The following is a 22,110-nucleotide window of genomic DNA, read 5'->3' as shown; positions in this document are numbered from 1 at the left end:
GCACCCGGGGTGCCTGCGCGGCTCAGGGCGCCTCGGGGAGGCGGTCGGTGTCGCGTACCCAGAGTACACGGGTGGTGTTGCCGCTCCCGAGCGTGGGGGCGCGCTGCACCAGGGATACCTGCAGCCGCCGCGCACGCTCGTGCCGCACCAGACCATACACCAGGAAATAGTGGGTACTTACCTCAAGGGCTTCGCCGGCGGTGCTGCCGGCCTGCGGCGCCACGGCGCGCAGCTGCGTACTGATGTCGCCCGTATTGCGGAAGTAGGCGCGGTCACGCTGGCGCACCAGCTCGCGGGCGCGGTCCAGCGGGAGCTTGTCGATGGCGGCGGCCAGCACCTCGGGCTCGGCCGTGTTGGCGTTGATCTTGGTCCGTTCGGGCAGGAAGACGATGAACGGTTCCAGTGCGGCCACCATATCCGGGTTATAGCCGGGAATGGCGAGCAGGTCGGCGGCGGTGTCGGGCGGGCGCGGCACGGGCTGGCCGTCGGGCGACGCCCCGCGCGCCGCGCGTACCAGATACTGCGCGGTGGGCTCCGCCAGCGACGGGTTCATGCCGAGCGTTTGAAGCAGGCGGCGGTAGACCAGCAGCGAGGGCAGGTCGATCTCCACCACGCGCCCGGTGCCCGAGGCGTTCCAGATATAGAGGTTGTTGAGGTTGAAGCGCGCCTGCGCATCGACGATGCGGCCGGACAGGAACGAGGTCTCCCCGGCCTGGTCCGTGCGCAGCCCGGCGCCGAGGAAGTCGGACAGCCGCGTCTCCGCCACCGGCACCGACCACGGCTCGCCGAGATAGTCGACGTTGGAGCGGCGCTGGTCGTCGCGCAGGATCAGCCGCGCCCAGTCCACGGCGGCGCGCTCGATCCACGCGGCCTGCGCGGTCAGGCGCTGGTTCTCGATCGACCGGATCTGTACCTGCTGGCGCCACAGCATGCCGGAGACGATGACCACGGCCAGCGTCACCATCAGCAGGGCCGTGACCACGGCGGCGCCGCGCTGGTGGGTACGGTGGCGAGGGAGGGCAGGGCGCGCGTTCATAGGCCGGTCATGCAGACTTTCTGGAACCGGCGTGGCGCGTCGCCATCGCCCATCTTTGCCAGCACGGTCAACTCCAGCGCGCGCAGCGTGGCGTTGCCGTTGATATTGGCGGCACTGGCGTCTGCGTCACTGGCGCCGGCAGCCGTGGCGGCGGTTGCGGCCTGTGCCGCCGCGCTGTCGATGGCGCTCTGCTGCATCAGCGCGGCCCGTACCCGGCCGTTCTCGGCCTGCCAGCCGGCTGGCTCCACCCAGACGCGCGCGGCCAGCTCGGCCGTATCGGGCAGCAGCGGCCGCACCTGGGCGCCGCCGGGCGCGCCCTGGCGCAGGTTCACCATCGCGCCCTGCACCGCGTTGCGGGAGAGCGCGGGGCGGCTGGCCATGCGGACCAGCGTGTTGTTATCCACACGGTAGACCACCACCTGCCAGGCGGTGGGCTGGCCTTCGTCGCGGCGGTCGCGCACCAGCATCAGCTGGTTGGCGCCGAGTTCCACGGGGCTGGCCTGGAGTTGGGTGGGGTTGGCCAGGTGCTCGCAATCGGACTGGAACTGGCCGTAGAGCACCTTCAGGGCGTCGAGGCGCGCGTCGTGGTCGGTCAGGCGTTCGCGGCTGCGCGTCAGGGAATCCAGCGCGCGCCAGCCAATCACGGCCATCACGGCCATCAGCGTGATGGCGACGAGCATCTCCAGCAGCGTGAAGCCACCTCGGCCATTCCGGCCATGGCTGCGGGGGGAGGGCCGCTCAGAGGACGCCGCGCGTTTCATTGGGAACCAGGGTGACGAGCCAGGCCAGCCTGACCGATTTGTCGGTGGCCGACGGGTACACGGCAATTTCCACGCGCCGGAACGACGGATTGGGGGTGCCCGAGACCGATTCCTCGCACCAGAGCGGCGTGCCGCCCTGCGGGCAGTCGTAGCCGCGCGTGCCGGCCTCGGGCCAGGTCTTGGAGAGGCGCAGTGTGGCGAAATGGTTCTCGGCGCTGAACTCGGCCAGCATGCGCGATTGCAGCGCGGCGCTCGACTCGGTCATCGATCCCATCGCCCGCATGGCGGCCGTGAGCGCCACGGCGAGGATGGTCAGCGCCACCAGCACCTCGATCAGCGTGAAGCCGGACCGGTGTTGCGGACGGAGGGTCGATCGGGGGAGCGTGCGGCGGCTCATTGCGGCACCGTGGCCTGGTAGCGGCCGCTGCCGTCGCCGGTGATGTCCACGCGGATGTCGCCGCGCGTGAGGACCAGCCGCTGCGGCTCGTCCACCAGTTCGCGGCCGAATACCAGCCGCTGCGGGCCAGTGCCCACGCGCCGGCCGCCTTCGACGATCATCACGCTGTCCAGCCCCAGCCGCCAGCGGCCGGGCGCGAAGACATCGGCGCGCATCGGCACCCAGCCCTGCGGGGTGGATTCCAGGAAGCGCCAGCCGCCGGCATCGCCCTCCCAGGCCAGCGGGCGGGCGCCCAGCTGGGCGTCTTCCTGGGCCAGTTCGAACAGCCGGGCGATGCGCTGGCCGTCATCGAGCACGCGGCCCCGCTCGTTGGGCGAGGCGTTGACGGCCACCAGGGAGATGACGATGCCGGCGATCACCATGACCACCAGCAATTCGAGCAGCGTGAAGCCGGCGGGCCGGCGGCGCTGCGGGCAAGGGCGGCGCGGTAGCAAGGCGGGCGTCGCCGGGACCATGTGGATGAAGGAGCGGGAGGCGGGAGGACTTATTCCCAGTTGCCGATATCGGCGTCGTTGGCGCTGCCGCCGGCCTGGCCGTCGGCGCCGAAGCTGAATACGTCGATCTCGCCGCGCACGCCGGGGTTCAGGTACTGGTAGGCATGGCCCCAGGGGTCTTTCGGCAGCCTTTCGAGGTAGCCGCCGCCCTTCCAGTTGTTCGGCACCGGCTCGGTGGTCGGCTTGCTGACCAGCGCCTGCACGCCTTGCTCGGTGGTCGGGTAGCGGCCGTTGTCGAGGCGGTACAGCTTGAGCGCCTGCATGATCGACGAGATATCCTGGCGCGCGGCCACGATACGGGCTTCGTCCGGGCGGCTCATGATCTTGGGTACCACCAGCGCTGCCAGCACCCCCAGGATGACGATCACCACCATGATCTCGATCAGGGTGAAGCCGCGGGCACGGCGCTGGCCATGCGGGCGGGCGGTGGCGGGCGTGCGGGCGGAGGAGAAGTTGGCGAATCTGCGCATCGTGTGTCTGGCCTTATCGGGATGGACATTCCGCGCCTGGCGGGCAGGCACGGCCGGGTATGGCCAGAAAGTATAACCCCCGCGGCGTGACTGTTTCGTGTGGGGTGTGGCGTACCCGGCAACCGCGCATTTATAACTTGCATCTTCAATGCATCTTATCTAGTATTTCATCCACGATGCAACTGACCCGTTTCTCCGACTATGCGCTGCGCCTGCTGATGTATGTATCGCGGGCGGATGGCAGCCGGCCGATCACGATTGCCGAGGTCGGCCAGCAATTCGACATCTCGCACAACCACCTCGTGAAGGTGGCTGCGCGGCTGTCGAAGCTCGGCTGGATCACGGCCACGCGCGGCCGCCATGGTGGCCTGCAGCTTGGGCCGGGTGCGGAACGGCTGTCGGTGGGCACGATCCTGCGCGAGCTGGAAGGGCACAAGTCGGTGGTCGACTGCGCCGATCCGCCGTGCGCGCTCAAGGGCAACTGCCGGCTGAAGCTGGCGCTGGACGAGGCCGAGGAGGCCTTCTACCGCGCGCTGGACGGCGTCACCCTGGGCGATGTCATCGGCAGCCGTACCGCCGAGTCGATCATCACCCTGCATCGTAATTTCCTGAGCCGGCGAGCAGCCTGACGGTTCCGGGACCACAGATCCCGGACCCTCGAGCCATGCGCCGGCTTTATTGTGCGATAAAACATGCATCCAACATGCATGATAATTCGGAGTTTTCCAGATGCTGTCGGCAGCTTCCCGCCCCTATATCGATGCCAGCGTTCCCGTGCTGCGTGAGCACGGCCTTGCCATCACGACGCACTTCTATCGCGAAATGTTCGCCGCGCGGCCGGAACTGACCCGGCTGTTCAACATGGGCAACCAGGCCAATGGCGCGCAGCAGCAGTCGCTCGCCTCGGCCGTGTTCGCCTACGCCGCCAATGTGGACCGCGCCGACGTGCTCGCGCCCGTGGTGGAGCGCATTGTCCACAAGCACGTGGCCGTGGGTTTGACCTCCGCGCACTACCCGATCGTCGGCAAGCATCTGCTCGAAGCGATTTCCGCCGTGCTGGGCGACGCCGCCACGCCGCCGCTGATGGCCGCCTGGGACGAAGCCTACTGGCTGCTGGCCGGCGAACTGATTGCCGCCGAGGCACGCCTCTACGACCGCCACAACGTGAAGGCGGGCGAGCTGCAGGCCGTGCGCGTGGTACGCCGCGAGAACGAGGGCGATGCCGTGGTGGCGCTGACCCTGGCCGCTGAGGATGGCACGCCGCTGCGCGACTTCGCGCCGGGCCAGTACATCAGCGTGGAAGCCAATTTTCCCGATGGCGGCCGTCAGCTGCGCCAGTATTCGCTTTCCGCCGAACGTGGCCTGCCGACGTGGCGCATCTCGGTCAAGCGCGAGGCCGGCAATGCCGAGACCCCGGCCGGCGCCGTCTCCAACTGGCTGCATGACACCGCCCATGTCGGCACGACGCTGAACGTGAGCACGCCGTGGGGCGACTTCGCGCCCGCGCTGGCCGGTACCAAGCCGATGGTGCTGATGTCGGCCGGCATCGGCATCACGCCGATGATTGCCGTGCTGCGCACGCTGGCGCTGGAGAACCCGAACCGCCCGGTGCTGTTCGCCCATGCGGCGCGCCATGGCCGTCACCACGCCCACCGCAAGGACCTGGCCTGGGCGCGTGAGCGCATGCCCAACCTGCGTACCCATATCAGCTACGAGACGCCCCAGGCGGGCGACGTGGCCGGGCACGACTACGATCACGTCGGCACGCTGCCGATCCACGCGCTGCTGACGGCCGAGGAAACCTCCGCGTTCCAGGACGGCCAGTTCTATATGTGCGGCCCGATCGGCTTCATGCAGGCCCAGCGCCTGGCGCTGATCTCGGCAGGGATTCCGGTGGGCCATATCCATCGCGAAGTGTTCGGTCCCGACCTGCTCGACGACCTGCTCTGACCGGCTGGCGGACCGCCGATTGACAGTCGACTGACAGCCGACACATGCGTCTGGTACGCTAGGCGATCTTCTTTGATCGTCGGCGTGCCGGCGTACTGTCTCGTGGCCACCCTTTCCCGGTCTCCGCTTCGCTTCGACCTCTCCGCTCCCTGGCTGCCCCGCGTCGCGGGGCTGCTGCTATTTGTGGCACTGTGCGCGCTGGTGACGCACTGGGTGCTCGCGTTCAGCGCGATGCGCACGATCCCGGTGCCCAAGAGCGCGCGCGTGGCGCAGACGGAGGCGGTGGAGACAGGCGCCGTGGCCACGCTGTTCGGCGGCAGCGCCCAGGCGGGCGTGCGTGACGTGCAGCTGATCGGCGTGGTGGCGGACCTCGACGGCGTGGGTCCGGCCGCCGCCATCCTCTCGCTCGACGGCGGGCCGGCCAAGTCCGTGCGCGCCGGGACGTCGCTGTCGCCGCAGATCAAGCTGACCGAGATCCACGGCCGCAACATCGTGATCGAACGCAACGGCGTGCGGCAGGAAATCGCGCTGCCGCTCCAGACCGGCGTGAGCGCCGGCAGCCGTGGCCCCGCGCCGGCGGCACCGCCATCGGGCGCCGCCGCGCCGCTCTCCACGCCGTTGCAACCGCCGGGCAACCTCGCACCGCCGCCTTCCGTAACGGCTGGTGCGATGGCGCAACCGGCCCAGCAGCCCCAGCAGCCTTATCAGCCTTATCAGCCACCACCGCAGCAGACCATGCAGCCGCAGCCCCAGGTGGCGCCGCCGCAGATGCCTCCAGGCATGCCTGACGCCCCCGGGGGCGGCTGACGCAACCGTTTCAAACGGTTGCGCAATATTGGGCTGTCTTTCGCATGTTTACGCGAGTCGTCCATTCTGTGAGGCCCGTAACATCGTATTAAAAGTGCCAACTTTGCGAGATCGTCTGCGTTCTAATCCGTACATGCCCAACATGACGAAAAGGAGCACAGACATGCAACGGACTCACAAGACCCACATCCTGAAGAAGTTCGCGGCCGCTTCGGCCATGGTCGTGGTGGCGGGCGCCGCTTTCGCCCAGGCCACCACCCCGGCCCCGGCACCGACCACCCCCCCGGCGGCGCAAGGCCCCCAAGGCGGCCCGCGCGGCGACATGGCAGGTCGCCACGGCGGCCCCGGCCACCACCATGGCGGCATGTGGCTGAAGTCGGTGGATACCGACGGCGACGGCGCCATCTCGAAGGCCGAGGCCGACGCGATGTTCGCCAAGATCGATACCAACAAGGACGGCAAGCTCGACAAGTCGGAACTGGCGGCCTACCGCAAGACCGCCATGGAAGAGCATCGCGCCAAGATGAAGGCCGAGTTCGAAGCCAAATTCAAGGCAGCGGACAAGAACAACGACGGCGCGCTGACCCGTGACGAGTTCAAGGCCGCGTTCCCGCGCATGGCCAACCGCTTCGATGCGATCGATGCCAACCGCGACGGCAAGGTGACCACCGCCGAAGTGGAGTCGAGCATGAAGAAGATGCGCGACGAACACATGAAGCGCCACGGCGGCCCCGGCCGCGGCCCGGGCGCCTCGGCCCCGGCGGTGCCGTCGAGCAGCGGCGGCTAAGTCTTCGCCACCCCGCTGGAAAGCGCGACCTTCGGGTCGCGCTTTTTTTTGTCTGGGTACCCCGGAAAGTGCCGAAGTTGGCACCATCCTTGCCTCTCCGGGGCGCACCGCCGGCGCACGTCGAGGGCGGTTCAGGCGGATATCTCATCAAATAAATTGCGTACTTGTGCCTGACTTGCTAAATTTGCGCAAAAAAATTGCCGACAAATATACTGCGGAGCAACAAAACGTGAGCAAGGTGGAGCTGGACAAGATCGACCGCAAGATTCTGGAGGTCCTGCAGACCAACGGGAGGCTGACCAATCTGGAAGTGGCCGAGCGCGTGAACCTGTCGCCGAGCCCATGCCTGCGCCGGATCCGCCGGCTCGAGGAAATCGGGGTGATCCGCCAGTACGCGGCGCTGCTCGAGCCCTACAAGATCGGGCTGGGGCTGCTCGCCTATATCAATGTGCGGCTGGAGAAGCAGGGCGGTACGCCCAAGGGCAAGGCGCCGCTGGACCAGTTCCGTGCGGCCATCCAGAACTGGCCCGAGGTGGCCGCCTGCCACGCCATGACCGGCGAGATGGACCTGCTGCTCAAGGTCTATGTGCAGGACATGGAGCACTTCGCCCGCTTCATGCAGGAGCAATTGCTGGCGCATCCGTCGGTGATCGATGTGCGGTCCAGCTTCGCGCTGGAGTCGATCAAGGACACCACGGCGCTGCCGGTGGCCGGGGGCTGATCGGGGGAAGTCGGCCTGGTAAGTGGTTCGTTAAACGCAATCGGCGCACCACCAGGGTGCGCCGATTCGGTCATGCCGTTGCGGGCGAGCCGTCAGACCACGCGCTTCTGCGGCAGCAGCGAGCGCCAGAAGCGCAGGCCGAAGCGCCGTGCGTCGCGCAGGTTGCGGCGGACCATGTAGTCGAGGTCGGCCACCTGTTCGTCGAGCGCCTCGGTCAGGCGGCTCACGGTGTCGGCGGGCGGCAGTTCCAAATAGGCATCGGCCTCGCCATAGGCATATTGCACCTTCATGCCGGCCTTCTTGGCAATGTGCATCATCGCGGCATTGCGCGACAGGCAGTGCATATACAGCGTGCGGACATTGGTATTGCGGCCATGCATTGCGGCGCGTTCGAACAGCGCGCTGCCGATACCCCGGCCGCGCGCGCTCTGCGAGACCGACACGCCGAACTCGGCCACGCGGCCCTGGGCGTTGTCGCGCAGGTTGGCAAAGTGCCCCACGCCAATCAGCACGAGGTCTTCGTCATAGACGCCGAATACGGTGTCGTGGTCGAAGTCGATGCTGTCCACGTAGGCTTCGATCACGTGGTCGCCAACGGACTGGCCAAAACGGAGCAGGCGATCTTCCTCGCCCAGGGCGAGAAAATGCTTGAGCAGGCGCGAGCGGTGATGCGCGGCCAACTCCCGCACCAGGACGGTGGAGCGTTGTCCGGCCCGGCTGGCGGCACTGGCCTCGGCGGCACGGCGAAGATCTTCATCGGTTACGGCACCGACGGCCTTGCTCAGTTCGAGCGGGTTCACTTTGGTTTCCTCTTGCGACAATCAGTATGAAAATAGCACCCACGCCATGAATGCCCAGTCACTTTCAGCGATACTCGGGGCAAACACTAGGTTGCTGCAATGCGAAAAGTATTGTAGTGGATTTGTCAGGGTCGCGTAAGCTTTCGGGCGCAACAGTCGCCGCAGGAAATTGCATCAGACTGTGACAGCTCAGAAAATCCCGTAAAATCAAGCGGTTGCCGGAGAGACTACAACGTCATATGGGTGACGGCTGTGGATTTGCTGCAACGCCGCACACTTCCAGCGGTCTGTGGCTATCAGACGCTAACTCGGAATCTTCGCCTTGCCACCCTCCATGCACGAGCCCCCCATCGTTGTGATCTATGCGCATCCTGCGCCCCGCCGTTCGCGCGTCAACCGTCCGCTCGCCGAGGCACTGTCGGCCCTCCCTCACGTGGCCGTGCGCGAGCTCTACCGGCTCTATGTGGATTACGACATCGACGTCGTGGCCGAGCAGCGGCTGCTTTCCACCACCGAGACGGTGGTCCTGCAATTCCCGGTGCGCTGGTACAGCGTGCCTGCGCTGCTGAAGCTCTGGATCGACGAAGTCCTCGAATCCGGCTGGGCCTACGGGCCGGGCGGCACCGCGCTGCGCGGCAAGTCGATGCTGGTGGTGGTCAGCACCGGCGGCCACGCCGACGCTTACGGGCCGGACGGCTCCCACGGCCATCCGATTGCCGATTTCCTGCTGCCGCTGGAGCAGACCGCCTTGCTGTGCGGCATGACCTGGCTGCCGCCGGTGGTGCTGCACGATGCCGGCAATGCCGATCCGGAGGCCATTGCCCAGCATGTCGAACACGTGGCCCGGCACCTGACGCCGCCCCTGCCGGTACCGCCCGAGGTGTCCTCGGCCGATGAAGTGCCGTCCGAGGAGCCGGAGGACGCGCCATGAACCAGCATGACTTCCTGATCGCGCTGCTGGTGTTCCTGGTGGCGGCCGTGGTGGCCGTGCCGCTGGCGCGGCGGCTGGGCCTGGGCGCGGTGCTCGGCTACCTGATTGCGGGCGCCGCCATCGGCCCGTTTGCGCTGCGGCTGGTCACCAATGTCGAGTCGATCCTGCATTTCTCGGAATTCGGCGTCGTGATGATGATGTTCGTCATCGGCCTGGAGTTGGAGCCGCGCAAGCTCAAGAACCTCAAGAAATCAATTTTCGGCTACGGATCGACCCAGCTTGCGGCCTGCGCGCTGGTGCTGGGCGTCCTGGCCGCGCTATTGGGGGCGCCATGGCAGGTGGCGCTGGTGGCGGGGCTTGGCCTGGCGCTGTCTTCCACCGCCATCGCGTTCGCCACGCTGGCCGAGCGGAACCTGATGAGCACCCCGGCCGGCGCGGCCAGCTTCGGCATTCTGCTATTCCAGGATATCGCCGCGATCCCGATGATCGCCTTGCTGCCGCTGCTGGCCGCCGACGCCGTTGGCGCGGTGCCGCACGGCCCCCCCGCGTGGCAGACCGCCGGCAAGGCGGTGGCCGTGATGGCGCTGCTGGTGGTGGTGGGCCGCTACCTGGTGCGCCCGGTGCTGCGCTTTATCGCCCGCACGGACATGCGCGAGATGTTCACCGCGTTTGCGCTGCTGCTGGTGGTGGGCATCGCGCTGATGATGGACGCGGTGGGCGTTTCCATGGCGCTCGGCACCTTCGTGGCCGGCGTGCTGCTGGCGGATTCGGAGTACCGCCATGCGCTCGAGGCCGATATCGAGCCGTTCAAGGGCCTGCTGCTCGGCCTGTTCTTCATGGCCGTGGGCATGTCGATCGACTTCGGCGTGCTCGCGCAGGCGCCGGGGCAGGTGCTGGGCCTCGTGGCGGGCTTCGTGGTGGTCAAGACGCTGATCCTGGCGCTGCTGGCGCGCCGCTTCGGCATCGCGCGTGGCCAGTGGCTGCTGTTCGGGCTGCTGATCTCGCAAGGCGGCGAGTTCGCCTTCGTGGTATTCGGCGTGGCCGCCCATGCGGGCCTGCTGCCGCCGCATATGGAGGCGCTGCTGGTGTTGGTGGTGGCCTTGTCGATGGTGGCGACGCCCTTGCTGCTGCTGGTTTTCGACCGCCTGATCGCGCCGCGCCTGCATGCGCTGTCGCGCCGCAAGGATGACGCGATCCCGCCGCAGCACAACCCGGTGCTGATTGCCGGCTTCGGGCGCTTTGGCCAGATCGTCGGCCGCCTGCTGTACTCGCAGGGCATTACGGCGACGATTCTCGACCACGACCCGGACCAGATCGAGTTCCTCAAAGGCTTCGGCTTCAAGGTGTTCTATGGCGATGCCACCCGCGTGGACCTGCTCGAGGCGGCGGGCGCCGGCACGGCCAAGATCCTCGTGGTGGCCATCGAGGGTATGGAAGACAGCCTGGCGCTGATCGACCGCGTGCGGGCGCGCTTTCCGCACCTGAAGATCTACGCGCGGGCGCGCCACGTCTCGCACGTGTACCAGCTCAAGGACCGTGGCGTGGAGATCTTCGAGCGCGAGATGTTCGAGGGTTCGCTGATGATGGGGCGCCGCGTGCTGGAAGGGCTGGGAATCGATCCGGCCGATGCGCGCAGCGTGGCATTGCGCTTCCGGCGTCACAATATCCAGGCGATCGACCGCTTCTATCCGCACTACCGCGACCAGACCAAGCTGGTGTCGCTGGCGCGGCAGGCGCGCGACGAACTCGAGGAAATGTTCCGCCAGGACCGCGAGCAGCGGCAGAAGCAGGAAGACGCGGAGTGGTCCTGATTCAGGGCTGGGCCGGCGCGCTGCGCGCCAGCCCGCTGGCCAGCCCGGTTGCCAACCCAGTTGCCAACCCATTGTCGAGCAGGTCCACGACCATCTCGGCGAACTGGGCGTAAGACAGCTTGCCGCCCGGCTTGAGCCAGGTGAAGGTCCAGTTGATCATGCCGAACACGGTCATCGCCAGCGCGGTCTGGTTGTCGCGCGTGACGCGCGCCGGGTAGGCCAGCCGCAGCTTGCGGGAGAAGGCAGCCACCACGTCGCGCTCGCGCTTCAGGATCAGGTCGCGCTGCTCTTCGGCCAGGAACTTGACGTCGTTGATCAGCGCGATGTGTCGGGTTTGAGACGTTTCGTACTCGGCGAGGAAGGCGCGCAGCAGATCGCCGAAACTCTCGGCGTCCGTACGGCCCTGGCGCTCGCTTTCGGCCTCCACCTCGGTGACGATCAGCATCAGCCGGCGCGTGTAGCGGTCCAGCAGGTCGAACAGGATCGCTTCCTTGCTCTCGTAGTAGTGATAGAGCCGCGCCTTGGACGTGCCGCAGGCCGCTGCCAGGTCGGCCATCGAGGTGCTCGGGTAGCTGCTCGCCGCGAAGGCGGCGGCGGCCAGGTCCAGGATCTGCTCGCGCTGTGCCTCGAAATCGGGCGCCTTGGTTCTTGCCATGGGCCGCTTATTCCGCGCTCGCGTTGAGTTGGTTGCGGCGCAGTTCGCAGGTCTGGAGCGAATCGGCGTTGCCGCGCAGTACGAGCTGGCCCGTGCCGATCAGCTCCCGGCAGCGCCAGAACACGAACCAGTCGCTGGCCAGCAGGCCCTCGATGGCGCCCATGACGCTGGCCACCACCTCGGCGGCCGGCTTCCAGTCCTCGGGGGCGCGCTCCAGGATCACGTCGTCGACGTTATGGTAGGCGGCCGGCACGAGCGTGTTGCCCTTCCAGAGCCGCACGTCGGCGTTCTCCTTCACGTTCTGCTGCCATTCGTAGCCCAGCCGGCCCAGCCGCAGCACCGAGACCGGGGCGATGGTCGAGAACCGCCGCGCCAGCCGTGCGGCCGGGTACATGCCGATGGCGGCGAGGTTGCCCTGGGCGGGCACCTCCAGTTCGCGCAGGTCCATCGACACTTCATTGATCCGCTGGGGCGCCTGGTACAGGTGGAAGACCACCCGGCGCAGCATCAGCTGGTCGGAGGCGCTCTGGCCGTGCCAGATGGCGACCTCCATGTCGGCGCGGCGCAGCGACTGGAGCTGGTCCAGCGCCTGGCGCATCTCGGCCGCGAAGTCGATATCGGTATGGGGCGCCACCCGCTGCCAGAAGCCGGAGCGGATCAGGCCGGTGCTGTCCACGTCCGCGATGGGGCCGACGGCCAGGTCGTCGCGCAGGACGACCACCGGGTCGGGACGGGCCGCCTGGGCCAGGGCCTGGCGCAGCGTGTTGCCCGCAACATCGCCGTTGACGACATGGATATATTGCATGACCGTGATTGTATAGGGTGCGACGTGTCCCGGAGGAATCCCGGCCGCCATCGGCCCCGCCGTCGGCGGACGGCCCTGTGGCGGACGATGCGACGCATGGAGCGTGTCCCGCCATTGTAATCACGGCAACAGTCGTGCCACCAGCAACAACTAGCGTTCGTCGTAGCTGACCACCACCCGGGGCGTGAGCGCGCGCGCCTGGCAGGTGAGCACGAACCCCTTTTCCATCTCCCACGGCTCCAGCGTGTAGTTCTTCTCCATTTCGACCTGGCCCTCGAGCACCTTGGCGCGGCAGGTGCAGCAGACCCCGCCCTTGCAGGCGTAGGGCAGGTCCAGCCCGGCCGCCAGCGCGGTGTCCAGCACATTGGCGTCTTCCAGCGGCAGGCGCATCTTGTGCTGCTTGCCGTCCAGCACGACCACGAGTTCGGCCGTGCCGGCGTGGCTGGCGTAGTGTTCCGTCGACGTTTTGCGCGGCGCGGACGCCAGCGGCACCCCAAAGCGTTCAGCGTGGATCTGGTGGGGGTCCAGCCCCGCCGCCTTCAGTGCTGCCTCCACTTCGTCGATCATGGAGGCCGGGCCGCAGACAAAGGCGGCGTCGATATCGTCGACGGGAATCAGCGTTTCCAGGAAGGCGGCCACGCGGGCGCGGTCGAGCCGGCCGTGCAGCAGGTCCACCTCCTGTGGCTGGCGGGACAGCACGTGATAGAGCGTGAAACGGGACAGATACTGGTTTTTCAGATCCTCCAGCGCCTCGGAGAAGATGATGCTGTCCACGCTGCGGTTGCCGTAGACCAGCGTGAAGCGGCTGCGCGGCTCGCGCGCCAGCGTGGTGCGGATCAGCGACAGCACCGGCGTGATGCCGCTGCCGGCGGCAAAGGCCACGTAGTGGCGCGCCGCGGCGGCGTCCAGCGGCACGTGGAAGCGGCCATCGGGGGTCATTACCTCGAAAACCTGCCCGGGCGCCACGGTGTCGTGCAGCCAGGTGGAGAACAGGCCGTCGTCCACCAGCTTCACGGCCACGCGCAGCTCGCCGCGCTCGTCGTAGTCCTGCACCCCGCAACAGATCGAATAGGAGCGACGCACGTCCTTGCCATCGACGGCAGCCCTCAGCGTGAGGAACTGGCCCTGCGTGAAGCGGTAGGCGTCGCGCAGCGGCTCGGGCACCTCGAAGGCGATCGACACCGTGTCGGACGTTTCCGGGCGTACCTGCGCCACGCGCAGCGGGTGGAACTGTGGGGTCATCGCGTGTCTGCCTCTGGCTTTCTGGGCTTAGTAGGGCTTGAAGTAGTCGAACGGCTCGCGGCAGTCCAGGCAACGGTGGAGCGCCTTGCACGCCGTGGAGGCGAAGCGCGACAGCTCCTCGGTATGCGTGCTGCCGCAATGGGGGCAGGCGATGACCTGGGTTGCGCGCGGTACAAAGCGCAGCGGCCGGACCGCGGCGCCCGCGCCCATCTCGCTGTCTTGCGATCCGCAACGCCCCGGCGGGGCGATGCCGTACGCGCGCAGGCTGGCGCGGCCGGCCTCGGTGATCCAGTCGGTGGTCCAGGCCGGTGCCAGCACCGTGCGCACGCGCCACGGCGCCAGTCCGGCGGCTTCGAGCGCGCGGCCTACGTCTTCCTCGATCTGTGACATGGCCGGGCAGCCGGAGTAGGTCGGCGTGATGATCGCCTCGACCGTCGCGCCGTCGTCGGACAGCCGTATGTCTCGCAAAATGCCGAGATCGCGGATCGACACGACCGGGATTTCGGGGTCTGGCACGGCCTCCAGCGCGGCCCAGGCGGCGGCGAGCCGGTCGTCGGCCGAGCGCGGGCCAGCCGGGGCGGCGGCAGGGAAGGCCGGTGCGAAGGGGGAGGGGATCGTCGACGCAATCCGCATGACCGGACCCCCGCCTACCACTGCGCGCCGGGGTGGGCGCGCGCCAGCCCCTGCATTTCGGCCAGCAGGTAGCTCATGTGTTCCGAATGGAGGCCGAGCTTGCCCGTGGAGACGAACGCCGACGGGGCCGGCAGGCGCAGCGTGGCGTCCTCCAGGGTGGCGTGGACGATGGCCTCCCAGTCGTCGCGCAGGCTCGCCGTCGGCACGGCCACGCCCTGGTCAGCGGCGGCCTGCTCGACCGGATCGGGCGCGAAGCATTCGTTCATATAGGGCAGCAGGTGGTCCAGCGCGCGCTGCATGCGGACGTGGGACGCATCGGTGCCATCGCCCAGCCGCACCACCCATCCCGCCGCATGCTGCAGGTGGTAGCGCGCCTCCTTGGCCGATTTGGCGGCGATGGCGGCCAGCCCGGCGTCCCGGCTGTTCTCCAGCGCGGGCCAGAGTGCGGCCATCAGCGCCCCGTATAGGAAATTTCGCATGATGGTGACCGCGTAGTCGCGCTCGGTCCGGGCGGTGCCGGCCAGCGGGCCGGTGTGCGGCAGTTCCAGCAGGGTCCAGTTGCGGAATTCGCGTTCCTCCCGCCAGTACGCGTACTCGTCCTCCTGGCGCGCGCGGCCGGTCAGCCGGCCCTCGAGTTCGCCGGCATGGGTGTACAGCAGCCGCGCCTGGCCGATCAGGTCCAGGCTGATATTGGCCAGCGCGATGTCTTCTTCCAGCGCCGGGCCATGGCCGCACCATTCGGCGTTGCGCTGGCCCAGGATCAGCGCGTTGTCGGCCAGCCGCAGCACGTACTGCAACGGCGCGGTGCGGGCGAGGTCTGCGGTGCGGTCGAGGGAGCGGTCGTCGGCGATGGGGGTCTGCATCATGGGGCCGGCCTTACATATGGTTGACTTCGTCGGGGAGCTGGTAGAACGTCGGGTGCCGGTAGATCTTGTCGGCGGCCGGGTCGAACAACTCGGCCTTCTCCGCCGGCGCGCTGGCCGTGATGGCGGACGAGGGCACCACCCAGATCGACACGCCTTCCTGCCGGCGCGTGTAGACATCGCGGGCCATGTGCAGCGCCTGCTCGGCGTCCGCGGCGTGCAGGCTGCCGCAATGCTTGTGCTCCAGCCCTTGCTTGCTGCGGACAAACACCTCCCACAGCGGCCATTCCTTCTTGTTCGGGTGCATCTCGGGTGTCGATTGCGCCATTTCTGTCTCCTTGGGCCGCGTTCAGGCGGCTTCGCGCTGGGGTCGTTCCGCGCGGCGGCGGGCGTGGGCCAGCGCGGCCTCGCGCACCCAGGCCCCGTCTTCGTGCGCCTTCACGCGCGTGGCCAGGCGCTCCTTGTTGCAGGGGCCGTCGCCGTTGATCACACGCCAGAATTCGTCCCAGTCGAGCGGGCTGTAGTCGTGGTGGCCGCGCTCGGCATTCCACTTCAGGCCGGGGTCGGGCAGCGTCACGCCCAGCACCTTGGCCTGCTCGACGGTCGCATCGACAAACTTCTGGCGCAGGTCGTCATTCGAGATGCGCTTGATGCCCCAGGCCATGGTCTGGCTGCTGTTGGTGGAGGCGGCGTCCGGCGGGCCGAACATCATCAGCACCGGGAACCACCAGCGGTTCACTGCGTCCTGGACCATCTCGCGCTGGGCGTCGGTGCCGCGCATCATGGCCAGCAGGGCGTCGAAGCCCTGGCGCTGGTGGAACGACTCCTCCTTGCAGATGCGGATCATCGCGCGCGCGTACGGGCCGTACGAGCAGCGGCACAACGGAATCTGGTTCATGATCGCCGCGCCATCCACCAGCCAGCCGATCACGCCGACGTCCGCCCAGGTCAGCGTCGGGTAGTTGAAGATCGACGAATACTTGGCGCGGCCGGTGTGCAGGGCATCGACCAGATCGTCGCGCGAGGCATTGAGTGTTTCGGCTGCGCTATATAGATAGAGGCCGTGGCCGCCTTCGTCCTGCACCTTGGCCAGCAGGATGGCCTTGCGCTTGAGCGACGGCGCGCGGCTGATCCAGTTGCCTTCCGGCAGCATGCCGACGATCTCCGAGTGCGCGTGCTGCGAGATCTGGCGCACCAGCGTCTTGCGGTAGGCGTCGGGCATCCAGTCCATCGGCTCGATCTTGCCGTCTTCCGCCATGCGCGCGTCGAACGCGGCCTGGCGCGTGGCGAGGCCGGCGTCCTGCGGCCCGCCATGCGACGCGGCTGCGCTGGGCTGGCCGGGCAGGTCGAGACTCTGCGTGTACATAACGTCTCCTTCTGGTGGGTGGCCGCGCGGGGGTTGTTCTTGTCGAGGGCTGGACGGCGGCGGCGGGTCTGCTCACTATATATATAAACCGACCGGTCGGTCAATTTAATGGCGTATGGACGGGGCCACGTGATGGGTGATCCGCCTATCCCATTTTCAGAATTGGCTCATCACGTGGGTTTGGCGCCACGTGTAGTATCGGATGTAGCGGTCGCGGCACGGCTGCGGCGCTTCTCTCTTCTTACCGGAGGACAAGGCAATGACTAGCACGGCTTACAACAGGATCGTGGTGGCGGTGGACGGCAGCAGCACGTCCGACCTGGCCCTGCGCGAGGCCCTACGCGTGGCCGGCGGCGGTGCGACGATCCTGGCGCTCTATGTGGTGGACAACGGTGTGATGCTGTTCGACGCGGGCTACTACGACCCCACGCAGATCGAGCGCGCCTTCGCGGACAGCGGCAAACGCGCGCTGGAGGCGGCCGGCAAGGTGCTGGCCGATGCCGGCGCGACGTTCGAGACCAAGCTGGTGACGGAGCCCGCCGTGGCCGGCGACATCGCCGGGTCGATCAATGAAGCCGCGCGCGAGTGGGGCGGGGACTTGCTGGTCATCGGCACCCATGGCCGGCGCGGCGTGCGGCGTATCGTGCTCGGCAGCGTGGCCGAGGCGGTGATCCGTCAGGCGACGATGCCGGTGCTGCTGGTACGCGGGCAGGCGGCCGAAGGGTAACCGCTCAGTCGTAATCGCTCAGTCCGCGAAGCGGAAATGCCCGCTGCGCAGGACAATCTCGCGCGCCTTGGTCAGCTCGAACATGGTTTCCGCCAGATGCTCGATGCGCTGGCGGTGACTCGTGAACGCGGCGCGCAGGTCGTCCTCGCGCGGCGACTGGGCGCCGCAATGGTTCTCGAGCGCCTCGGCCGTGACGGAATACTGCGATGAATTGCCATTGACCGTGGCGGGGCACGATAGCGTCAGACTGGCGGCGCAGTAAGACGGAACGCTGGTCGGGAAGGAGATTTGAGCCATGGCGCACCTCGGACTTGTCGGGAACGGGGAAACGGCGGGTATCCAATCATTCTAGGATAGTTGCCGGTGTCTGCCTGATCGCCTGCCCGAACCCCAAAACGCCGGGCTATCTCATCCCGCCTTGACCCCGCGCAAGCGCGGGCGCGTCGCCAGCGCCTGTTCCGCCACCAGGGTGCGCAGCCGGGCCACCGTGTGATGCGCGGCATCGATATGGTTGTCCGCGTAGCCGGCCTGTTCGGCCAGAAAGCGGTCGAAGGGCGGATCGGTGGGTGTCAGCGGTGCCAGGCGGGCCGGCGCCACCGCGTCCGTCACGCCGGTGTGACCCGGCCGGACGGCCACCTCGGCCAACCGCGCCTCCAGGTCGCCCAGCAGCGCCTGCACGGCCGGCACGGGCCGTGTGTAGATCTCCCCCGATTCGGTGCCGGCGCGCAGCAGCCCCGCCAGCGCGGCCATGCGCCGTGCCGTGGCGTGCAGGGCGCGATGGGTGGCCGCCAGAGCCGGGTCCAGCTCGGCAGCACATTGGGAGAGCGTGTCCTCGGCCCGGGTGGAAGCACGGCCTGCGGCCACGCGCAGCGCCTCGAGCCGAGCCGGCGCTGCGGACAGCGCGCGCGCCGCGCTGATCGATGCACGGAGGTAGACGGCGTTGACCGCGAGCGCATCCAGGCTGTGGCGGAAAGCGCGCGACAGCTCCGCGCGCGGCGCCAACACCACATAGCTGGCCAGCGCGATCAGGCAGCCGATGGCCGTATCGGCACCGCGCAGCGCCGCCACGTGGCTGCTGCTGGCGGCGGGCTCGCCCAGCCACGAGAACAGGATGACCGCCGGCGTCAGGCAGAACGCGAAGGCTCCGGCATTGCCGGCCAGTCGCGTGGCATAGGCGGCGGCAAGGAACGCGGCGCTGATGCCGAGCGCCAGCGCCGGCGTGGGATGCATCAGGCTGATGCCGCAGGCTAGCAGCGCACCGCCCAGCGAACCGGCAAAGCGCAGAAATGAGATCTGCCGCGTGGTTTGCAGGCGCGGGCTCAGCACCATGATCACAGTGACGGCGACCCAGTAGCTGTGATGGACCTGCCAGATCTGCGACGGCAACAGGCTCAGTCCGCCCGCCAGCGCCAGCCGGACCGCGTGGCGCGACACCCGGGCATCGCGCGCGGCGAGGTCGGCCAGCGTATGGGCCAGACGGTCGAGCATGGCCGTGACGCCGGTATTCGGCCAGACGAAGCGCTCGCGCCAGCGGTCGAAAGCGGGGTGCTGGGCCAGCGCGGCCAGGGCGGACTGGTAGGGGGGCGGCGCGGACGCATTGGGGCGCTGCGCCACGAGGCTGCGCAGGTCGCGGGTCAGCATCGCGCTGAGAGCCGGCAGGTCCGGGGCATGGCGGGCGAGGGCCTGGCGAACCTGCTCCTGCGTATCGGCAAGGCAGCGCGCGGCATAGGCCAGCGGCAGGCCGTGGGTGTCGCCGGCGCGCTCGCGCAGTTCGCCAGCAACGATCAACAGGGCGAAGATCGCGTCGGCTACCGCCACGGCGTAGGCGTAGTGGAGCAGGCCCAGCGGGTCACGCAGGCCGCGCCGGGCGGTCACGGCGGCGCGCGCGGCCTCGATGCGAAGGCGGATTTCCTGCTTGTGCGGCGTGCTGTCGTGCGCGGGCGAGGTTGTCGCCAGAAAATCGGCAAAGCGCAGCAGGGCGTCGTAGACGGCAACCACCTCGGTACGTGGCCGGGTGTCACGCTGGGAGGGAATCAACAGCAGGCAAGTCAGGCAGGCAAAGACGCCGCCCAGCAGGTAGTCGACACTGCTAGTCCACGCGTAGGTGCCGATCGGCAAGCCTTCGGCCGGCTGCAGGCAGGCGGCAATCAGCACGACATAGAGCAGCTTGAAGCACAAAGCGGCTGCGGGGCCGCGCAACTCGACCAAACCGGCCGCCAGCCCTGCGGCGAGCACCACGAGCAGCGCCAGCAGCGGCGACCCGGAAAGGCTCGCGCCCAGGCCGCTGGCCAGCGCGCCGCCAATGCCCACCGTGCCCAGCGCGCGCATGCGGGCTGCCGCCGTGCCTTGGCGGTCGGCCAGGCAGGTCCAGATCGACGCCGTCGCGGACCAGAGATAACCGTGTTCGCCGGTCAGCCAGCCAGTGCCCGCCAGCGCGAGGAAAGACAACGCGTAGACGATGCCTCGCCGCAGGTAAGCGGCATCGGGCCAGTAGCGGAGAAGGCGCGCAGCGGTAGGCATCGCAGGCAAATAAAGGAGAGCGGCGGGGATCAGGGTTATTGCTGATGCCACTCTACGATGCCGATTGGTGCGTCGCAACAAAGCTGTGGGTTTTCTGCGATTTGCGCGGCAACTGTGCGCGTTTGCACCACGGCGGGGAAATGTGACGCTGACCGGTGCAGATGTCAGATTCATGACGTAGACCGATCAAAAACTACCTATCGATCTGAGGATTCCGCGGATTTTGGGCAAAAAAAACCCGCGCAGGTGATGCGCGGGTTGGAATCCACCGAGGTGGTGGAGGAGACAGACTTCACTATACACAAGTTGTTGCGACGCACCAAGTCCTGCGCTCGAGAATGACTTCAAAAGCGCACAATCACGTTGCATTTGGACAACAGTCTTATCGAAAGAGGTAGGCGATCCACACGGCGGCGGTCATGCCGACGATGTCGGCGAACAGCGCGCAGCCCAACGCGTGACGGGTATTGCGCACATTGACGCTACCGAAATAGACGGCCATCACATAGAAGGTGGTCTCGGTCGATCCCTGGATGATTGCCGCGAGGCGCCCCTGGAAGGAGTCGACGCCGTAGGTGCTCATCACATCGACCATCAACCCGCGTGCGCCGGCGCCGGACAGGATCTTCATCAGGCCAACCGGCAGGGCGGGCACGAAGTCGGTATCGAGTCCCAGCCATGCGAATCCGGCCGACAGACCTTGCATGAGCACATCCATGCACCCCGAGGCGCGGAACAGCCCAATCGCCACGAGGATTGCCACTAGATAAGGAATGATCTGAACCGCGACGCCGAAGCCTTCCTTCGCGCCATCGATAAAGGCGTCGTAGACATTGACCCGCCGCACCGCGCCGCAAACCAGGAACAGGGTGATCAGTGACAAGATGAAGGCGCTGCCGACGAGCGCCGCCAACTGGCTGACCTGGTCCGGCGGCGCGTGCCGCAGCCAGACGAACAGGCCGCCGACAGCGGCCGCTGCGATCGCGAACGCGGCCAGCACAGCGGGTTTGAGCAGGTTCAGCCGCTGCACCCAGGCCACGGCCAGCAGGCCGGCCAGGCAGGAAACGCCCGTGGCGAGCAGCGTCGGCAGGAAGATATCGGCCGCATTGAAGCCGGTGAGCCCCTGCTTGACCGCCATCGCCTGCCGGATGGCGATGACGGACGTGGGAATCAGCGTCAGCCCGGCCGTGTTCAGGACGATGAACATGATCTGGGCGTTGCTGGCAGTGTCGGCCTTGGGGTTCAGCGCCTGGAGCTCGCGCATCGCGTTGAGCCCGAGCGGCGTGGCGGCGTTGTCCAGGCCAAGCAGGTTGGCCGACACATTCATCATCATCGCGCCCTGTGCCGGATGGCCCTGCGGCACGCCCGGGAAGAAATGACGCAGTAGTGGGTTCATCGCCCGGGCGAAGAGATCGACGACGCCGGCCCGCTCGCCAATCCGCATGATGCCAATCCAGAGGCACATGACGCCGGCCAGCCCAAGAGAAATCTCAAAAGCGGTGCGCGCGTTGTCGAACAGGCTGGCGAGCATGGCGGGGAAGACCGCGGTGTCGCCGTGGGCTAGCCGCACGCAGGCGGCCAGGAAGGAAATCAGAAAGAATCCAAGCCAGACGAGGTTAAGTGCCATCGACGTATGAGAGGCCAGTGAGAAGCTTCGCCTCGCCTTCTTACTAATAAGGAGGCGGCGAAGCTTCGCATCATAGCGTGCGGATTACGCCAGGTCGGCGCCCCGCTTGGCCAGCAGGTCGCGCAGGATGGCGCGATGACAGTGAGATTCGTCTTCGCAATAGCAACCGAGCGAGAAGTTTGTCTGATGAGACAACGCCGCAAGCAGATCGAGCGTGCGGCTGGCATCGGGCTCGGCCATCTCGGCGCGGTACTTTTTTTCGAAGACGCGCCACGCCTTGTCGTCCGTGGCCGTCTGGGCCAGCGCGACGAGGTCTGTGGACGGCGCAAGTGCCGGGTACCAGACATCGTAATAGTCCCGGCTGGCAAACTCGGCCTTGGGCACGCCCCGCGGCGGCCGCCGGACGGTGCCCATGCGCAGCCCTTCGTGCTCGACGCGCGGTGATCCCAATCTCACGATGCGGATGGTCATGGCTTCCTTATATTTGTGCGCTAAACAGCATCTGCGATGAACTTTAGAATTATTTTGCGAAATCGCTTGCCAGCCCGCCATCAGTCGCCTACTATTCGTCCCCTCGCAACACAAACCGCGCTGCAAACGCAGCAGCGACAAGGGTTGCGGGGTTGATGGGTGGTCGGGCTGAGCAG

Annotated in this window: 25 protein-coding genes; 8 read left to right on the top strand and 17 right to left on the bottom strand. The window is 67.5% G+C overall.

All coding sequences use genetic code 11. The annotated features are described in order from the left end of the window. Positions 1 to 22 precede the first annotated feature (22 nt). From gspK to gspG, 5 genes are read right to left on the bottom strand one after another with little or no spacing between them, the layout of a single operon-like run. Complete coding sequence (gene gspK / locus SB751_RS21765) at positions 23 to 1,036, bottom strand: type II secretion system minor pseudopilin GspK (RefSeq protein WP_313818673.1); 1,014 nt, start codon at positions 1,034 to 1,036, stop codon at positions 23 to 25. Continuing rightward, positions 1,033 to 1,797, bottom strand: coding sequence for a type II secretion system protein J (locus SB751_RS21760; RefSeq protein WP_144201977.1), 765 nt, complete (start codon positions 1,795 to 1,797; stop codon positions 1,033 to 1,035). Before SB751_RS21760 ends, gspK begins: the two co-directional genes overlap by 4 nt. Continuing rightward, the gene (gene gspI / locus SB751_RS21755; protein ID WP_211943732.1) at positions 1,775 to 2,194 is read right to left on the bottom strand and encodes a type II secretion system minor pseudopilin GspI; all 420 of its coding nucleotides are present in this window, start codon (positions 2,192 to 2,194) and stop codon (positions 1,775 to 1,777) included. Before gspI ends, SB751_RS21760 begins: the two co-directional genes overlap by 23 nt. Next, entirely contained in the window at positions 2,191 to 2,709 is a 519-nt protein-coding gene (locus SB751_RS21750; protein ID WP_149137164.1) for a prepilin-type N-terminal cleavage/methylation domain-containing protein, read from the bottom strand. Before SB751_RS21750 ends, gspI begins: the two co-directional genes overlap by 4 nt. A 29-nt stretch (positions 2,710 to 2,738) precedes the next feature. Further along, positions 2,739 to 3,218: a type II secretion system major pseudopilin GspG gene (gspG, locus tag SB751_RS21745; protein ID WP_144201973.1), complete on the bottom strand. Its 480-nt coding sequence runs from the start codon at positions 3,216 to 3,218 to the stop codon at positions 2,739 to 2,741. Between the two features lie 176 nt (positions 3,219 to 3,394). Between gspG and SB751_RS21740 the strand changes: the two genes are divergently transcribed. The 5 genes from SB751_RS21740 (at position 3,395) to SB751_RS21720 (ending at position 7,483) form a co-directional block, all read left to right on the top strand. Next, on the top strand, positions 3,395 to 3,847 hold the full coding sequence (locus SB751_RS21740) for an RrF2 family transcriptional regulator (RefSeq protein ID WP_144201971.1): 453 nt from the start codon (positions 3,395 to 3,397) through the stop codon (positions 3,845 to 3,847). A gap of 100 nt (positions 3,848 to 3,947) precedes the next feature. Further along, positions 3,948 to 5,168, top strand: coding sequence for a globin domain-containing protein (locus tag SB751_RS21735; protein ID WP_144201969.1), 1,221 nt, complete (start codon positions 3,948 to 3,950; stop codon positions 5,166 to 5,168). Positions 5,169 to 5,270: 102 nt separating this feature from the next. Then, on the top strand, positions 5,271 to 5,975 hold the full coding sequence (locus SB751_RS21730) for a general secretion pathway protein (RefSeq protein ID WP_244844920.1): 705 nt from the start codon (positions 5,271 to 5,273) through the stop codon (positions 5,973 to 5,975). Positions 5,976 to 6,138: 163 nt separating this feature from the next. Then, a complete protein-coding gene (locus SB751_RS21725; RefSeq protein ID WP_144201967.1) occupies positions 6,139 to 6,762 on the top strand; it encodes an EF-hand domain-containing protein in 624 nt (207 codons plus the stop codon). Positions 6,763 to 6,991: 229 nt separating this feature from the next. Then, entirely contained in the window at positions 6,992 to 7,483 is a 492-nt protein-coding gene (locus SB751_RS21720) for an Lrp/AsnC family transcriptional regulator (RefSeq protein ID WP_144201965.1), read from the top strand. 92 nt (positions 7,484 to 7,575) lie between these two features. On the opposite strand, the gene SB751_RS21715 is transcribed toward SB751_RS21720, so the two are convergent. Beyond that, complete coding sequence (locus tag SB751_RS21715; protein ID WP_144201963.1) at positions 7,576 to 8,283, bottom strand: GNAT family N-acetyltransferase; 708 nt, start codon at positions 8,281 to 8,283, stop codon at positions 7,576 to 7,578. Positions 8,284 to 8,617: 334 nt separating this feature from the next. Between SB751_RS21715 and SB751_RS21710 the strand changes: the two genes are divergently transcribed. Beyond that, a complete protein-coding gene (locus SB751_RS21710; RefSeq protein ID WP_250024866.1) occupies positions 8,618 to 9,214 on the top strand; it encodes an NAD(P)H-dependent oxidoreductase in 597 nt (198 codons plus the stop codon). Then, positions 9,211 to 11,025 carry a glutathione-regulated potassium-efflux system protein KefC gene (gene kefC, locus SB751_RS21705; protein WP_144201959.1) on the top strand — a complete coding sequence of 605 codons (1,815 nt, stop codon included), beginning with the start codon at positions 9,211 to 9,213 and terminating at the stop codon, positions 11,023 to 11,025. The genes SB751_RS21710 and kefC overlap by 4 nt, the downstream gene beginning before the upstream one ends. Before the next feature lies 1 nt (position 11,026). Here the strand turns inward: kefC and SB751_RS21700 are convergent, their stop codons facing one another. The 7 genes from SB751_RS21700 to paaA form a co-directional block, all read right to left on the bottom strand. Then, positions 11,027 to 11,680, bottom strand: coding sequence for a TetR/AcrR family transcriptional regulator (locus SB751_RS21700; protein ID WP_244844918.1), 654 nt, complete (start codon positions 11,678 to 11,680; stop codon positions 11,027 to 11,029). 7 nt (positions 11,681 to 11,687) lie between these two features. Further along, positions 11,688 to 12,485, bottom strand: coding sequence for a DUF1835 domain-containing protein (locus SB751_RS21695; protein WP_144201957.1), 798 nt, complete (start codon positions 12,483 to 12,485; stop codon positions 11,688 to 11,690). 150 nt (positions 12,486 to 12,635) lie between these two features. After that, positions 12,636 to 13,727 carry a 1,2-phenylacetyl-CoA epoxidase subunit PaaE gene (gene paaE / locus SB751_RS21690; RefSeq protein ID WP_410748537.1) on the bottom strand — a complete coding sequence of 364 codons (1,092 nt, stop codon included), beginning with the start codon at positions 13,725 to 13,727 and terminating at the stop codon, positions 12,636 to 12,638. 27 nt (positions 13,728 to 13,754) lie between these two features. Further along, a complete protein-coding gene (paaD, locus tag SB751_RS21685; protein WP_144201953.1) occupies positions 13,755 to 14,360 on the bottom strand; it encodes a 1,2-phenylacetyl-CoA epoxidase subunit PaaD in 606 nt (201 codons plus the stop codon). 14 nt (positions 14,361 to 14,374) lie between these two features. Next, positions 14,375 to 15,223 carry a 1,2-phenylacetyl-CoA epoxidase subunit PaaC gene (gene paaC, locus SB751_RS21680; protein ID WP_410748563.1) on the bottom strand — a complete coding sequence of 283 codons (849 nt, stop codon included), beginning with the start codon at positions 15,221 to 15,223 and terminating at the stop codon, positions 14,375 to 14,377. Between the two features lie 13 nt (positions 15,224 to 15,236). Further along, positions 15,237 to 15,530 carry a 1,2-phenylacetyl-CoA epoxidase subunit PaaB gene (paaB, locus tag SB751_RS21675; RefSeq protein WP_144202142.1) on the bottom strand — a complete coding sequence of 98 codons (294 nt, stop codon included), beginning with the start codon at positions 15,528 to 15,530 and terminating at the stop codon, positions 15,237 to 15,239. 42 nt (positions 15,531 to 15,572) lie between these two features. Beyond that, the gene (gene paaA, locus SB751_RS21670) at positions 15,573 to 16,589 is read right to left on the bottom strand and encodes a 1,2-phenylacetyl-CoA epoxidase subunit PaaA (RefSeq protein WP_144201948.1); all 1,017 of its coding nucleotides are present in this window, start codon (positions 16,587 to 16,589) and stop codon (positions 15,573 to 15,575) included. Between the two features lie 259 nt (positions 16,590 to 16,848). On the opposite strand from paaA, the gene SB751_RS21665 reads away from it, so the two are divergent. Next, entirely contained in the window at positions 16,849 to 17,316 is a 468-nt protein-coding gene (locus SB751_RS21665) for a universal stress protein (RefSeq protein WP_211943715.1), read from the top strand. An 18-nt stretch (positions 17,317 to 17,334) separates the two neighbouring features. Here SB751_RS21665 and SB751_RS21660 read toward each other — a convergent pair whose 3' ends face one another. From SB751_RS21660 to SB751_RS21645, 4 genes are all read right to left on the bottom strand, one after another. Then, the gene (locus SB751_RS21660) at positions 17,335 to 17,613 is read right to left on the bottom strand and encodes a DUF1488 domain-containing protein (protein WP_144201944.1); all 279 of its coding nucleotides are present in this window, start codon (positions 17,611 to 17,613) and stop codon (positions 17,335 to 17,337) included. A 111-nt stretch (positions 17,614 to 17,724) separates the two neighbouring features. Further along, entirely contained in the window at positions 17,725 to 19,836 is a 2,112-nt protein-coding gene (locus SB751_RS21655) for an FUSC family protein (RefSeq protein WP_211943714.1), read from the bottom strand. Between the two features lie 382 nt (positions 19,837 to 20,218). Beyond that, a complete protein-coding gene (locus SB751_RS21650) occupies positions 20,219 to 21,463 on the bottom strand; it encodes a nucleoside recognition domain-containing protein (RefSeq protein WP_144201940.1) in 1,245 nt (414 codons plus the stop codon). An 84-nt stretch (positions 21,464 to 21,547) separates the two neighbouring features. After that, positions 21,548 to 21,934, bottom strand: coding sequence for a DUF488 domain-containing protein (locus SB751_RS21645; protein ID WP_410748562.1), 387 nt, complete (start codon positions 21,932 to 21,934; stop codon positions 21,548 to 21,550). Between the last annotated feature and the right edge of the window lie 176 nt (positions 21,935 to 22,110).

Origin of the sequence: Cupriavidus sp. SIMBA_020 (assembly GCF_046535395.1) — a bacterium.
In the GTDB taxonomy this organism is placed as follows: domain Bacteria; phylum Pseudomonadota; class Gammaproteobacteria; order Burkholderiales; family Burkholderiaceae; genus Cupriavidus; species Cupriavidus campinensis.
Note: the sequence above shows the minus strand (reverse complement) of the source record. Positions and strands in the feature narration are given on the sequence as shown.